This is a genomic window from Microbacterium azadirachtae, assembly GCF_000956545.1.
In the GTDB taxonomy this organism is placed as follows: domain Bacteria; phylum Actinomycetota; class Actinomycetes; order Actinomycetales; family Microbacteriaceae; genus Microbacterium; species Microbacterium azadirachtae.
On the sequence record NZ_JYIT01000086.1, the window covers coordinates 63,504 to 77,980 of the forward strand.

Annotated in this window: 11 protein-coding genes; 6 read left to right on the forward strand and 5 right to left on the reverse strand. The window is 70.0% G+C overall.

Annotation, left to right across the window (positions count from 1 at the left end; translation table 11 throughout):
- Positions 1-14: 14 nt before the first annotated feature.
- On the reverse strand, positions 15-1,049 hold the full coding sequence (gene hrcA, locus RL72_RS17850; protein ID WP_045252236.1) for a heat-inducible transcriptional repressor HrcA: 1,035 nt from the start codon (positions 1,047-1,049) through the stop codon (positions 15-17).
- 98 nt (positions 1,050-1,147) lie between these two features.
- Between hrcA and RL72_RS17855 the strand changes: the two genes are divergently transcribed.
- Positions 1,148-2,587 carry a carboxylesterase/lipase family protein gene (locus RL72_RS17855; RefSeq protein WP_045252237.1) on the forward strand — a complete coding sequence of 480 codons (1,440 nt, stop codon included), beginning with the start codon at positions 1,148-1,150 and terminating at the stop codon, positions 2,585-2,587.
- A 27-nt stretch (positions 2,588-2,614) separates the two neighbouring features.
- Here RL72_RS17855 and hemW read toward each other — a convergent pair whose 3' ends face one another.
- Genes hemW through RL72_RS17870 form a run of 3 tightly spaced genes read right to left on the reverse strand, consistent with a single transcriptional unit; the run spans position 2,615 to position 5,505 of the window.
- Complete coding sequence (hemW, locus tag RL72_RS17860) at positions 2,615-3,859, reverse strand: radical SAM family heme chaperone HemW (protein ID WP_045252238.1); 1,245 nt, start codon at positions 3,857-3,859, stop codon at positions 2,615-2,617.
- A 13-nt stretch (positions 3,860-3,872) separates the two neighbouring features.
- Positions 3,873-4,523, reverse strand: a complete 651-nt coding sequence (locus RL72_RS17865) for a DUF1990 domain-containing protein (protein WP_045252239.1) — start codon at positions 4,521-4,523, stop codon at positions 3,873-3,875.
- A gap of 46 nt (positions 4,524-4,569) precedes the next feature.
- Positions 4,570-5,505: a DMT family transporter gene (locus RL72_RS17870; RefSeq protein WP_156156838.1), complete on the reverse strand. Its 936-nt coding sequence runs from the start codon at positions 5,503-5,505 to the stop codon at positions 4,570-4,572.
- A 98-nt stretch (positions 5,506-5,603) separates the two neighbouring features.
- Here RL72_RS17870 and RL72_RS17875 point away from each other — a divergent pair, with 98 nt between their 5' ends.
- Positions 5,604-6,425, forward strand: coding sequence for a LysR family transcriptional regulator (locus RL72_RS17875; RefSeq protein WP_045252240.1), 822 nt, complete (start codon positions 5,604-5,606; stop codon positions 6,423-6,425).
- Between the two features lie 8 nt (positions 6,426-6,433).
- Here RL72_RS17875 and lepA read toward each other — a convergent pair whose 3' ends face one another.
- Complete coding sequence (gene lepA / locus RL72_RS17880; protein WP_045252241.1) at positions 6,434-8,287, reverse strand: translation elongation factor 4; 1,854 nt, start codon at positions 8,285-8,287, stop codon at positions 6,434-6,436.
- Between the two features lie 340 nt (positions 8,288-8,627).
- Between lepA and RL72_RS17885 the strand changes: the two genes are divergently transcribed.
- The 4 genes from RL72_RS17885 (at position 8,628) to RL72_RS17900 (ending at position 14,409) form a co-directional block, all read left to right on the forward strand.
- Entirely contained in the window at positions 8,628-9,611 is a 984-nt protein-coding gene (locus RL72_RS17885) for an ABC transporter permease (protein WP_045252242.1), read from the forward strand.
- Between the two features lies 1 nt (position 9,612).
- A complete protein-coding gene (locus RL72_RS17890; protein WP_045252243.1) occupies positions 9,613-10,533 on the forward strand; it encodes an ABC transporter permease in 921 nt (306 codons plus the stop codon).
- On the forward strand, positions 10,530-12,584 hold the full coding sequence (locus tag RL72_RS17895; RefSeq protein WP_045252244.1) for an ABC transporter ATP-binding protein: 2,055 nt from the start codon (positions 10,530-10,532) through the stop codon (positions 12,582-12,584). The genes RL72_RS17890 and RL72_RS17895 overlap by 4 nt, the downstream gene beginning before the upstream one ends.
- A gap of 121 nt (positions 12,585-12,705) precedes the next feature.
- Positions 12,706-14,409, forward strand: a complete 1,704-nt coding sequence (locus tag RL72_RS17900; RefSeq protein WP_045252245.1) for an ABC transporter family substrate-binding protein — start codon at positions 12,706-12,708, stop codon at positions 14,407-14,409.
- Positions 14,410-14,477 lie beyond the last annotated feature (68 nt).

The window sequence follows — 14,477 nt, forward strand, 5'->3', positions numbered from 1 at the left end:
TGTTCTGCGGCCGATCAGCGGCCGGACTCGTCTTCTTCGAGCAGCCGCGACAGGTAGCGGGCCACGGCCCGTGCCGCCGCGAGGTTGCTCTGATAGTCCATCCGGGTGGGGCCCATCACGCCGACGCGTGCGGTCCCCGAGTGGGTGAGATAGTCGCTCGCCACGATGGAGGCCTCGCCGAGGCCGAACGCGGCGTTCTCGGTGCCGATGCTCGCGGCGAGCCCGTGCTCGTCGACGCGCATCTCGCTCATGAGCCGCAGCAGCGTCACCTGCTCCTCGATCGCCTCGAGGAGCGGATGGATGCTCCCGCGGAAGTCGTGCTCGCGACGGGCCAGCGTCGCGGCGCCCGCCATCACCAGGCGCTCCTGCCGGAACTCGGCGAGCTCCTCGGCGACCGCCCGCAGCAGCGCCGCCCTCGCGGCGTCGACGCGCGGGCCGAACGCGGTCTCGCCCGCGTCCTGGACGCGTTCCGCACCGCGCCGCACCGAGCGGCCGGTGAGGAGCTCGGTGACGCCGGCGCGCAGCAGTCCGACCTCGGACTCGTCGAGCTCGACCGGCAGGGGCACGATCCGCTGGGACACTCCGCCCGCATCCGTGACCAGCACGATGAGCAGGCGGTTGGGGGCGAGAGCGACGAGCTCCACGTGCGTGACGTGCGCGCGGGCGAAGGACGGATACTGCGCGAGCGCGACCTGACCGGTGAGGCGGGTGAGGACCCGGACCGTGCGCACCATGAGGTCGTCGAGGTCGGCAGGATCGGCGAGGAAGGCCGTGATCGCGCTGCGCTGGGCGGCCGAGAGCGGCCGCACCTGCGCGAGATGGTCGACGAACACGCGATAGCCCTTGTCGGTGGGCACGCGCCCGGACGAGGTGTGCGGCGCGGCGATGAGCTCCTCGTCCTCGAGCTGCGCCATGTCGTTGCGGATCGTCGCCGCGGACACGCCGAACGCATGGCGCTCGACGATCGACTTGCTGCCCACCGGCTCGTTCGTCTCGACGTAGTCCTCGACGATGGCGCGGAGCACCTGGAGTCCGCGTTCTGAGACCATCGCTCCTCCTCACCGCTGGCACTCGTACGTCCTGAGTGCCAATCCTATCCTGTCGACCCGGGTGCAGGCCGAGACACGACACTCCCTAGGATGTGCCCATGGATCACGAGGCCGTCCGCACCAGGATCTCCGCCGGCGAACTCGTCGGTCGCCGCAGCGACGGGATCGACCGCTATCTGGGCATCCCCTACGCGGCGGCGCCGTCGGGTCTTCGACGCTTCCGCGCCCCGGAGCCACCCGAGGCCTGGGCGCGCCCGCGCGAGGCCGTCGCCTTCGGGCCCACCGCCCCGCAGCTGCCCTACACCGGAGCGACGGCCGAGATCCTCGGGACCGTCCGCATCGACGGCGACGAGATCCTCACCGCGAACGTCTGGTCGCCCGCCGGGGCGACCAGGGCGCCCGTGGTGCTGTGGATCCACGGCGGCGCGCTCGAGCGCGGCACCGCGGCCCTCTCGCTCTACGACGGCACGAGCTTCGCGCGGGACGGCATCGTGTTCGTCAGCATCAACTACCGGCTGGGCTCCGAGGGATTCTCGGTGCTCGACGACGCCCCGCGCAACCTCGGCCTGCAGGACGCGGTCGCCGCGCTGCACTGGGTGCGCGCGGAGATCGCCGCCTTCGGCGGGGATGCCGACCGGATCACCCTCATGGGGGAATCCGCCGGCGGGGCCCTCGTCGCCGCCCTGCTCGCCAGGGAGGACACCCGGGCCCTCGTCCGGGGCGGGATCGTGCAGTCCGGACCGCTGCAGGCGCAGACCGCGAAGCGCGGCGGCAGGGTGACGCGCCGCCTCGCGAAGCTCCTCGAGGTCGCCCCGACCCGCGCCGCGTTCTCCGCGCTCACGCCGGAGGCCTTGCTCGACGCGCGCCGGACCCAGTCCGCGGGCTCCTCGCCGCTCGGCGGCGCTCCCGGCTTCCAACTCATCCTCGACCAGGACTCGCTGCCGCGCTCGCCGCAGGAGGCGCTCGCCGACGCGGACGTGCCCCTCCTGATCGGCACCAACACGGACGAATACCGGCTGTGGTTCCCGCCGGCGGCGCTCGACGCGATCCGCCCGTCCCAGCTGCTGCTGGCCCGGCTCGCCTTGCGGATCCGGGCGGCGGCCGTCCGCGCCGTTCGCGCGGACCACCCCGGCGCGAGCACGGGCGAGGTGTTCGGCCAGCTCGCGACGGACCTGCTGCTGCGCGCCCCGGCGACGCGGGTGGCGCGTGCGCGCAGGGCGCCGACGTTCCTGTACGAGTTCTCGTGGCCGAGCCCGGTGCGCGACCTGCGCGCGGCGCACGCGCTGGAGATCCCGTTCGTGTTCGACGGGCTCGCGGATCCGGAGACGGCGAAGATCGCGGGCACGACCCCGCCGCAGCAGCTCGCCACGGCGATGCACGCGGCCTGGGTGCGATTCATCCGCGACGGGGATCCGGGCTGGCCCGCGTTCGATGCGCAGCGCACGACGGCGCTGTTCGACGGGCTCGGCGACGGCCCGATCGTCGGCCCGCAGCGGCGCACCGCCGCGGTGGATCTGCTTCCGGCCGAGAGGGGCTGACGGCGTCGCCGCCCGCGCGGGACGGCGTCAGTCGGTCAGGGCGCGCACCACCGCGTCGGCGAGCAGGCGTCCCCGCCGCGTGAGCACGAGGGTGCCGCGCAGCGCAGCGCCGGCATCGACCAGGCCGTCGGCGATCAGGCCCGCGACCCTGGTCCGCGCGTCGGCCGCGAGCGCGTCGAGCGGGAGCCCCTCGGCCATCCGCGAGCGCAGCAGGATCCGTTCGAGCTGTGCGGCCTCCGCGTCGGGGCGCTCGGTGCCGGCCGCCGGCGACTCGCCCATCGCGAGGCGCTGCGCATACGCCGCGGGATGCTTGACGTTCCACCACCGCAGTCCGGCGACGTGGCTGTGCGCCCCGGGCCCGAAGCCCCACCAGTCGGTGCCGCGCCAGTACGCCATGTTGTGCCGCGACCGCTGATCCCACTCCCCCGGAGCAGCGCCCGTCACGGCGCGTCGCGCCCAGTTGCTCACCTCGTACCAGTCGAACCCCGCGTCCGCCAGCACGGCGTCGGCGAGCTCGTACATGTCGGCCTGCAGGTCGTCGTCGGGGGCGGGCACCTCGCCGCGGCGGATCTGGCGCGCGAGCTTGGTGCCGTCCTCGATGATGAGCGCGTAGGCGGAGATGTGATCCGGATCCAGGTCGACGGCGGTCGTGAGCGACGCACGCCAGTCGTCCAGGGACTCCCCCGGCGCTCCGTAGATGAGGTCGACGCTGACGGCGAGCCCGGCCGAGCGGGCCGCGTCCACGGCGGTGCGGACGTTCTCCGGGCGATGCGTGCGGTCGAGCGCCGCGAGCACATGCGGCACCGCCGACTGCATTCCGATCGACATCCGCGTGACCCCGGCCTCGGCGAGCTCGCGCGCGACCGCGGAGGTGACCGTGTCCGGGTTGGCCTCGACCGTGACCTCGGCGCCGCCGACGATGCCGAACGCGTCGACGGCCGCGCGGAGCATGCGCCCGAGGTCACCCGCCGGCAGCAGCGTCGGGGTGCCGCCGCCGAAGAACACCGTGCTCAGAGGACGCAGCGGGCCGCGCTCCGCGAGGACCTCGCGGGCGAGGGCGATCTCCTGGATCAGCGTGTCGGCGTAGGCGTCCTGGCGCGCCCCGCGCAGCTCGGACGCCGTATAGGTGTTGAAGTCGCAGTAGCCGCAGCGCACCCGGCAGAACGGCACGTGCAGGTACGCGGAGAACGCGGACTCGGGCTCGATCCGCAGGTCGGCGGGCAGCCGCCCGTCCGCCGGCGCCGGATCCCCGAGCGGGAGCGGGCCGGCCATCAGGACCGCGCCATCAGACGGGCGTCGCGTACAGCGGGGAGATCGCGCGCAGGTAGCGGGCGAACAGCTCGCGCCGGCGGCGCTTCACGAGGTAGGGGAAGCTCCGGTACAGGAAGCTGTTGGGCCGGTCGAAGGCGCGCACCGTGAACCACACCTCGTCGGCGTCGTTCCACTCGATGTCGAAGGACTCCTCGCCGCTCACCACGGAGCCGGCGACCGTGCCGAGCACGAATCCGATCCGATGCGTCTGCTCGGTCACGGAGATCACCCGCAGCTCCGCGTCGGCGCGCATGCCGCCGACACGGCCGTGCAGCTTCAGGGTCATACCGGGACCCGCCCAGGGCGTGCCGTCCTCGTCGTAGCGGGGTTCGATCTCGGTGCTGCTCGGCGCGACGGGATGCCCCTCCGCATCGAAGCTCACGCCGGCATAGCCGGGGCTCGAGGCGGGGCGCACATCCGTGAGCTGCAGTCCGGCCGCGCGCTGGGCCGTCCAGGACAGCAGGGCGTCGCCCGCCGTGCGGAACCGTTCCTCACCGCTGCCGAGCCGCCAGGACTCCTCGGCCGGGATGCTGTGCTCCGGCGGATACTGCATCAGGTCGGGCGCGTGGGTCGCGCCCACGGCGGCATAGTCCACCGTTCCTTCTCGGAATGTCCCGCGACGCATGAGAACCAGACTACTGGCCGGGCGCGACTCACTCACTCAGGTTCTCCTAAGGCTGAGGTGCTGAGCGCGCGGGCACGCGCGACTCGTCCTCCGCCGCCTCGGCGGGCGGATCCGCCGCGGCGGGTCGTTCGTCGCCGAGTCGCAGCACGGAGGCGGCCGCCCCGAGCACCAGCCCGGTCACGCCCGCGACGGTGAGCGGCTCCCCCAGCACGATCAGCGCGGCCACGGCCGTGGCCGCCGGGATCACACTGAACAGGATGGACGCGGCATCGGCGCCCACGGCGCGCACGAGCGCCGAGTACAGAGTGGTGCCAGCGAGACCGATCGCCACGATCCCGCCGAGCAGCGCCCAGGACGCCGGATCCGCGGGCGGGCGGGGCGGTTCGGTCCACACGAGCGCACCGGTCACGGGCACGGACACGAGCACGCCGATCAGCGTGAACATCACCGGATGCACGGTGCGCAGCGATCGTCCCTGCCAGAGCGCACCGAGCGAGACCGCCAGCAGGGATCCGCCGACCGCGAGGATCATCGGGCCGATCCGCGGATCCGACAGCACGATCGGCAGGCAGGCGACGAGCACCGCCGCCGCGCCGAGAACGACCGCGAGCAGAGCACGGCGCGAGCTGCGTCGACGCAGGATCAGCCGCGACAGCACCACGGTGACGACGGGGTTCATGGCGATCACGAGTGCGGTGAAGCCGGCGCCGACGCCGTGCCCGAGCGCCCAGTACGCGCCGACGAACTGACCGGCCTGGGACAGCAGCCCCGCGCCGGCGGCGGCGCCGATGAGACGTCCGCGCGGGATCGGCGTGCGCAGGAGCGCGCACACGACGAGCAGCACGACGACGGAGATGCCGAAGCGCAGCAGCAGGAGCAGGAAAGGGCTCATCGTGCGCAGCGCGAGCGCGGTGAGCGCGTAGTTCACCGCATAGAGCGTCACCATGGCGCAGGCGGACACGGCGATGGTCGATCTGGTCATGCCGTCAGGCTTTCCCGCGCTCACCACGGCGCACGCATCACATCACGAATCCTGATGGATACTCACCTCCCGGACGCCACGTGCCGGAGGATGGACGCATGAGCAGCATGGAGATCGCCGAGCTGCGCAGCCTCGTCGCCGTCGCCGCGTTCGCCGGCGTGGGCAGGGCCGCCTCGGCCCTGCACGTGACGCAGCCGACGGTCTCGGCGCACCTGCGCCGGCTCGAGGCGACGCTCGGCGTCGCGCTCGTCGAACGCCGCGGACGGAGCATCGCGTTCACCGTCGCCGGTGAGTCCCTCGTGCGCGACGCGCATCGCATCGTCGCCCTGCACGACGAGGCCCTCGACCGCATCCTCGGGACTCCGGAGGACGACATCGTCGTGGCATCGACCGACATGGCCAACGCCTCGGTCCTGCAGACGGTGAGCGGAGTGCTGTTCGCCCGGCACCCGGAGCGACGGGTGCGCTTCCGGTTCCACCGCACGGACAGCCTGCGCCGCTTCGTCCGCACGCATACCGCCGACGTCGTCCTCGGCTACGGCGACCTCGGCCCCGGGCGGACCGAGATCGGCCCGGTCCCGCTCGCGTGGTTCGGCGCGGCGGACACACCGGCCGACGCCGGACTGGTCGTCTTCTCGGCCCCGTGCACGCTGCGCGACGCCATCCTCGCGGCACCGGGGGCCCGAGGACGCGAGGTCGTGCGGGAGTGCCTCGACCTCTCCAGCGTGCTCGCCGGCGTGCGCTCCGGTGCGGGGATCACAGCCCTCCCGGCGTTCCACCGCGCCGAGACGCAACTGCGCGAACTCGCTCTGCCGGCACCGCCGCCGCTGCCGTTGACGATGGTCGCCTCGTCACGCATCCCTGCGGAGACGCGGGGCGCCCTGGTCACCGCGCTCCGACGCGCCGTCGCGCGCGTCTGAGGCGGCTCCTACTTCTTGTCCTTGCCCTCGACGTCGCCCGAGAGCGCGGCGATGAACGCCTCCTGGGGGACCTCGACGCGGCCGACCATCTTCATGCGCTTCTTGCCCTCCTTCTGCTTCTCGAGGAGCTTGCGCTTGCGCGTGATGTCGCCGCCGTAGCACTTGGCGAGCACGTCCTTGCGGATCGCGCGGATGGTCTCACGGGCGATGATCCTGGCGCCGATCGCGGCCTGGATCGGAACCTCGAACTGCTGGCGAGGGATGAGCTTGCGCAGGCGCTCGGCCATCATGGTGCCGTACGCGTAGGCCTTGTCGCGGTGCACGATCGAGCTGAACGCGTCGACCTTCTCGCCCTGGAGCAGGATGTCGACCTTGACCAGGTCGGCCTCCTGGGATCCGCTCGGCTCGTAGTCGAGCGACGCGTACCCCTGCGTCTTCGACTTGAGCTGGTCGAAGAAGTCGAACACGATCTCGCCGAGCGGCATGTTGTAGCGCAGCTCGACCCGCTCCTCGGAGAAGTACTCCATGCCCAGCAGGGAGCCGCGGCGCGACTGGCAGAGCTCCATGACCGTGCCCACGTAGTCCTTGGGCAGCAGGATCGCCGCCTTGACCATCGGCTCGGACACGGATCCGATCCGCCCGTCCGGGTATTCGCTGGGGTTGGTGACGGTGACGGTCTCACCCGTGTCGCTCGTGAGGACCTCGTAGATCACGCTCGGCGCGGTCGTGATGAGGTCGAGCCCGAACTCGCGGGAGAGGCGCTCGGTGATGATCTCCAGGTGCAGCAGGCCGAGGAAGCCGCAGCGGAAGCCGAAGCCGAGCGCGACCGAGGTCTCCGGCTCGTACTGCAGCGATGCGTCGGAGAGCTTGAGCTTGTCCAGAGCCTCACGCAGCTCCGCGTAGTCGCTGCCGTCGATCGGGTAGATGCCGCTGAACACCATGGGCTTGGGGTCGGTGTACCCGGCAAGGGCCTCGGCGGCGGGCTTGCGGGCGTTCGTCACGGTGTCGCCGACCTTGGACTGGCGCACGTCCTTCACGCCGGTGATGAGGTAGCCGACCTCGCCGACGCCGAGGCCCTTGGTGGGCACGGGCTCGGGGCTGGAGACGCCGATCTCGAGCAGCTCGTGGTTCGCGCCGGTCGACATCATCTGGATCCGCTCGCGCGGCGAGAGCTTGCCGTCCACCATGCGGACGTAGGTCACCACGCCGCGGTACGCGTCGTACACCGAGTCGAAGATCATCGCGCGGGCCGGGGCGTCGGCGTCGCCGACCGGGGCCGGGATCTCCTGCACGAGCCGGTCGAGCAGATCCTCGACGCCGGCGCCGGTCTTGCCGGAGACGCGCAGCACGTCGTCCGGGCTGCCGCCGATGAGGTCGGCGAGCTCCTTCGCGTACTTCTCCGGCTCGGCCGCGGGCAGATCGATCTTGTTCAGCACCGGGATGATCGTGAGGTCGTTCTCGAGCGCCAGGTAGAGGTTCGCGAGGGTCTGCGCCTCGATGCCCTGCGCGGCGTCGACGAGCAGGATGGCCCCCTCGCACGCGGCGAGGGAGCGCGACACCTCGTAGGTGAAGTCGACGTGGCCCGGGGTGTCGATCATGTTCAGCGCCACGGTCTCGCCGTCGACCTGCCACGGCATGCGCACGGCCTGGCTCTTGATCGTGATGCCGCGCTCGCGCTCGATGTCCATCCGGTCCAGGTACTGCGCGCGCATGTCGCGGTCGGAGACCACGCCGGTGATCTGGAGCATCCGATCGGCCAGGGTCGACTTGCCGTGATCGATATGGGCGATGATGCAGAAGTTGCGGATCTGCTGCGGCGGCGTGGCGGCCGGCTGCAGCGGAGTGAGGGCGCGAGGTGACATGGGGTCCTGAACGATGCGGGGTCCGGCGGGCGGATCGGGCTGTCCCGGCGAACCGGGTATCCCGACGATTCTACGGGAGCGCCGGACGGGCGCGGAGGCGGCTCGACCGCAGGACGGGCTCGGACGGGGCCGCGCGCGATATACGGGTCAGCGCCCGCGCGGTGATAGTCTCGCGAAGTTGCCGCGATCCGGAACCGGGTCCCAGCGTCGGCAGCACTCCGTCTCGCCGCTTGCGCGCGCGGAGCACCGAGTCACCGGTTCGGTTCGTGTTGAATGACAACGACCCAGCGCTGCGTCGGAGATCCCGCACGGCGTCTGTGACAAGAGAGAGAACACCGTCTTGATCAAGTACCTGCTGCGCCGAACGCTCGGCTGGCTCCTCATGATCGTGGTGGCGACCAATGTCACGTACTTCCTGGCATGGGCCTTCCTGGACCCGCGCAGCAACTACGTGGGCCGCAAGCCGCCGCTGTCCCATGACCAGATCTCACGGCTGCTCGAGCCGCGCAACCTCGACGACAGCGCGCCGATCCTGCAGCGCTGGTGGAAGTGGTTCACCGACATCGTGCTGCACTGGAACTGGGGCGTGAGCCCGGTCGGCCAGTCCGTGAACGACCAGATCGCCTACCGCATGTGGGTCTCCGGCGAGCTCGTGCTCGGCGCGACGATCATCGCGGCCGTGCTCGGCGTCGCGGTCGGCGTCTACACCGCTTCGCGCCAGTACAAGCTCGCGGACCGGGTGTGGCAGGGGATCTCGATCGTCACGATGAACATCCCGATCATCGTCGCCGCGCTCGGCATCGTCCTGATCGCCATCAGCATCAACAACGCCGTCGGCTTCCGGCTCTTCTACGTCACCGGATCCAGCTCGGACGGCGTGAGCGGGTTCTTCCCGGTCCTGATCGACAGCCTGCAGCACCTGATCCTGCCCACGATCGCGCTGGTGTTCATCGGCTACTCCAGCTACCACTTCCTGCAGCGCTCCCTGCTGCTGGACAACATCAAGGCCGACTACGTGCGCACGGCGCGGGCGAAGGGACTGACCAAGCAGCAGGCCATCCGCAAGCACGCGCTGCGCACCTCGCTGATCCCGGTCGCGACCCAGCTGGCGTTCAACATCCCGACGGTGTTCACCGGCGCGGTGCTGACCGAGACGATCTTCGCGTGGAACGGCATGGGCCGGTACTTCATCGACACGATCAGCAAGAACGACGTGCACGGCGTGGTGGCGATCGCCGCCTTCACCGCCGTGCTCACGGCCATCGGCGCCATCCTCGCCGACATCGCCGTGGTGGTCCTCGATCCGCGAGTGAGAGTGAGCTGACATGTCCTCTGCAACGGTTCAGCCCCCGGTCGGGCCCGACACCACCGCGGCCCGCATCCCGCGCAAGCGCATCGGCACGTTCCGGCTCTACTACCGGCGCTTCGTGCGCAACCGTCCCGCGGTCGCCGGGGTCATCATCTTCGCGCTGCTCGTGGTGTTCGCCATCGTCGGCCCGCTGATCGCCCGGTTCACCCCGATCTACCTCGACTTCACCGCGCTGGGCACTCCCCCGGACAGCACCCACTGGTTCGGGACCGCGGCGGACGGCGGCGACCTGTTCGCCCAGACCGCGGTGGGCCTGCAGCGCTCGCTCATGATCGCGCTCACCGTGTCGATCGGCACCACGGTGCTCTCGGCCATCGTCGGCACCGCCGCCGCCTACTTCGGCGGAATGACCGAGCGCATCATCCTGCTGATCATCCACTTCCTGATGGTCGTGCCGACGTTCCTGATCCTGGCGCTGATCTCCTCCAACGCGGGCGGCGACTGGCGCGTGATCTCGCTCGTGATGATCTTCGTCGGCTGGTTCTTCCCGGCCCGCGTCATCTGGACGATGGCGCTGTCGCTGCGCGAGCGCGAGTACGTGCAGGCGGCTCGCTACATGGGCGTGCCCGGCATGACGATCGTGCTGCGGCATCTGCTGCCCAACATCGGCTCGCTGCTGGTGATCAACTTCACCCTCGGCGTGGTCGGCGCGGTGATCTCCGAGACCGGCCTGTCGTTCATCGGCTTCGGCGTCAAGATTCCCGACGTCTCGCTGGGATCCCTCATCGGAATCGGCGCGAACTCCGTCTCCAGCGCGCCGTGGACCTTCTACTTCCCCGCGCTCGCGCTCACGATGCTGACCGTCTCGATGGCGCTCATCGCCGACGGCCTGCGCGACGCCCTCGATCCCACCTCGGCGGCGGGAGGCCGCGCATGACCGCTCCTCTGCTCTCCGTCCGCGACCTGCACGTCAGCTTCGCCTCCGAGTCCGGGCGCGTCGACGCCGTCCGCGGCGTCTCCTTCGATCTCGAGCCGGGCCGCACGCTCAGCATCGTCGGCGAGTCCGGGTCGGGCAAGTCGGTCACCTCGCTCGCGATCATGGGCCTGCTCGACGAGAACGCGAAGGTCACCGGGTCGATCATGTTCGACGGCATCGAGCTGGTCGGCAAGAACGACAAGGAGCTCTCGGCGCTGCGCGGCAACGGGATCGCGATGATCTTCCAGGATCCGCTGACGTCGCTGACCCCGGTGTTCACGGTGGGCGACCAGCTCATCGAGGCGCTCACGGTGCACCGCAGCATGTCGACCGCGGACGCCACGGCGCGCGCGATCGAGCTGCTGCGCCTCGTCGGCATCCCGAGCCCCGAACGGCGCCTGAAGTCGTTCCCGCACGAGTTCTCCGGCGGCATGCGCCAGCGGGTGGTGATCGCGATCGCGATGGCCAACAACCCCAAGCTGATCATCGCGGACGAGCCGACCACGGCCCTCGACGTGACGATCCAGGCTCAGATCCTCGATCTCATCGGCACGGCCCAGCGCGAGACCGGCGCCGCCGTCATCATGATCACCCACGACATGGGCGTGGTCGCGAAGACCGCCGACGACGTGCTCGTCATGTACGCGGGCAAGCCGGTCGAGCAGGCGCCCGTGCGCGAGCTCTTCCACGAGACCCGGATGCCGTACTCGATCGGCCTTCTCGGCGCGATCCCGCGCGTGGACAAGGCGGAGAAGCAGCCGCTGGTGCCGATCAAGGGCAATCCTCCGCTGCTGATCAACCTGCCCGACGAGTGCCCGTTCGTGGCCCGCTGCCCCATCGCCACCGAGGCGTGCCGGGTCAGGGAGCCCGAGCTGCGGCCGATCACGACGGGCGAGGGCGGCGAGCACCGGGTCGCGTGCGTGCGCGCCGACGAGATCGAGAACGGCCTCATCGGAGGCGTGCCGGTCTATCCCGTGCCCGAGCTGCCGACGAGCGCGCTGGATCGCATTCCGCGCGAGGAGCGTCCGATCACGCTCGACGTCCGCAACATGCGCAAGACGTTCCCGCTCACCAAGGGCGCGTTCCTCAAGCGCAAGGTCGGCGAGGTGCACGCCGTCAAGGGCCTCACCTTCGACATCCGCGAGGGCGAGACCATGGCGATCGTGGGCGAGTCCGGCTGCGGAAAGACCACGACCCTGCTGCAAATCATGGATCTGGTCACGCAGACCGACGGCGAGATCACGATCGCCGGCACCAAGGTCTCGGAGCTGCACGGCGGCAAGGCCGAGCGCACGGTCCGCCGCGACCTGCAGATCGTGTTCCAGGATCCGATGGGCGCGCTCGACCCACGGCTCACTGTGGCGGACGTGATCGCCGAGCCGCTGCGCGCGATCGGCGTGCCGCGTGCGGAGGCCGACCTCCGGGTCGACGAGCTCATGGACCTCGTGGGACTGGATCCCGCCCACGCCAGCCGGTTCCCCGGAGCCTTCTCGGGCGGCCAGCGCCAGCGCATCGGCATCGCCCGCGCGCTCGCGACCAACCCCAAGATCGTCGTCCTGGACGAGCCGGTCTCCGCGCTGGACGTGTCGATCCAGGCCGGCGTGATCAACCTCCTCGACGAGCTCAAGGTCAAGCTGGGGCTGTCGTACCTGTTCGTCGCGCACGACCTGTCCGTGGTGCGCCACATCGCCGACCGGGTCGGAGTCATGTACCTGGGCGAGTTCGTCGAGCACGGCGACGTGGACGAGATCTTCGACAACCCGCAGCACCCGTACACCCAGGCGCTGCTGTCGGCCATCCCGGTCCCGGATCCGGACATCGAGCGCACGCGCGAGCGCATCGTGCTGCAGGGCGATCTGCCGAGTCCGGCCGACCGCCGCGACGGCTGCGCCTTCACGTCCCGCTGCCCGCTGTACAAGATGCTCCCCGAGGACCAGCGCGTCCGCTGCGAGACGGTCGTCCCCGTCCTGCACGGGACGGATGCCCAGGCGAACGCCTGCCACTGGCGCTGAGTCGGAGTATTCCGGTTGACATCGGAACGGTAACGGTTGCGTCGATGTACCGGGCGGTTCCGGTTCACGCCGGTTAACTGTCCCCTGTCCCCAAAACGCCGAAAGGCATCGAAGGAGAACCATGAAAAGGCAGCACAAGCTGTGGGGCGTCGTCGCCCTCACAGGGGCGCTGGCAATCGCCATCAGCGGTTGCTCGGCACCGGGAGGCTCGAACGGCGGCACCGACAAGCCCGCCGAGACCAAGACCGCGGACTACAACCCGCAGCCGCGTGAGAACCTCAAGCAGGGTGGCGAAGTCCACTTCGGCATCAACGAGATCACGCCGCAGATGAACCCGTTCCAGGCGGACGCGTCGGCCGACACCACGCGCCTGGCGAGCTGGTACACCCCGCAGGTGCTGCTGATCAGCGCAGACGGCAAGGTCTCGCCGAACCCCGCGTACCTCGACAAGTGGGACATCGGCGAGAAGGACGGCAACACCGTCATCACCGGCAAGATCAACGACAAGGCCGTCTGGAACGACGGCACGCCGATCGACTGGACCGCCTTCGAGGCGACCTGGAAGGCGAACAACGGCACCGACGAGGCCTACAAGGTCAGCTCGACGGACAACTGGAAGAACATCGAGTCGGTGACCAAGGGCGCCACCGACAAGGACGTCATCGTCACCTTCAAGGGCAAGTTCGCCTGGCCCGAGGCCGTCTTCTCCACGATCCTGAACCCGAAGGTCAACTCGGCCGACGTGTTCAACACCGCCTACGTGGAGAACGCGCACCCCGAGTGGGGCGCCGGCCCGTACAAGCTCACCAAGTTCGACACGAAGGGCCAGAGCGCGACGCTCGAGCCCAACGAGAAGTGGTGGGGCGACAAGCCGCTGCTCGACAAGGTCACCTTCACGGGGCTGGACTCGACCGCGCGCATCAACGCCTTCAAGAACGGTGAGATCGACGCCGCCGAGACCCCCAACAAGGACGCTCTCGCGCAGGTCGCCGGCATGAAGGACGTCGTCACCTACCGCGCCCAGCGCACGTCGAAGACGGTGCTGATCGTCGACTCGTCCAAGCCGCAGTTCAAGGACATCAAGGTGCGTCAGGCGTTCTTCCTGGGCGCCAACATCGATGAGCTGAAGAAGGTCATCTGGAACGGTCTCGGCTACTCCGAGAACGCCGTGGGCTCGATGAACCTCTACAGCTTCCAGGACGGCTACGCCGACTCCTTCAAGGAGGCGGGCCTGAAGTTCGACGCCGCCGGCGCCAAGAAGCTCCTCGACGAGGCGGGCTGGAAGGAAGGAAAGGACGGTGTCCGTGAGAAGGACGGCGTCAAGCTCTCCGTCGTCTTCCCCAACCACAACGACTCGCCGACCATGATCGCGATGCTGAAGGCCCTGCAGCAGCAGGAGAAGGCCATCGGCATCGACATCAAGATCGAGCAGCGTCCGTCGTCCGACTTCTCGACCGACTTCACCACGAAGAACTGGGACGCGTTCTCGCTGCAGTTCACCGACGGCGACCCGTTCGGCCCGGCGTACTTCTGCCAGCTCTACTGCTCGGACAGCTCGCTGAACCTGTCCGGCACGAGCACGCCGGCGATCGACGAGAAGATCAAGAGCGACGTCGAGTCGCAGACGACGGCCGAGGCGTGGACCAAGGCCGCGATGAAGCTCGAGCCGGAGATCGTCAAGGAGACCTGGGGCGTCATCCCGCTCTACAACGGTCCCTGGATCGTCACCGCCAAGAAGGGTCTGTCGAACCTGACCCCGGAGCCCTACGTGGGCCTCGACGGGTTCGGCGTCCAGCCGGTGGAGAACGTCGGCTGGGAGAAGTAAGCACCCGCCGTTCCGGAGCGGGGCCGGTGGTTCGCCACCGGCCCCGCTTCTGCGTGCCGGGCGGGCGC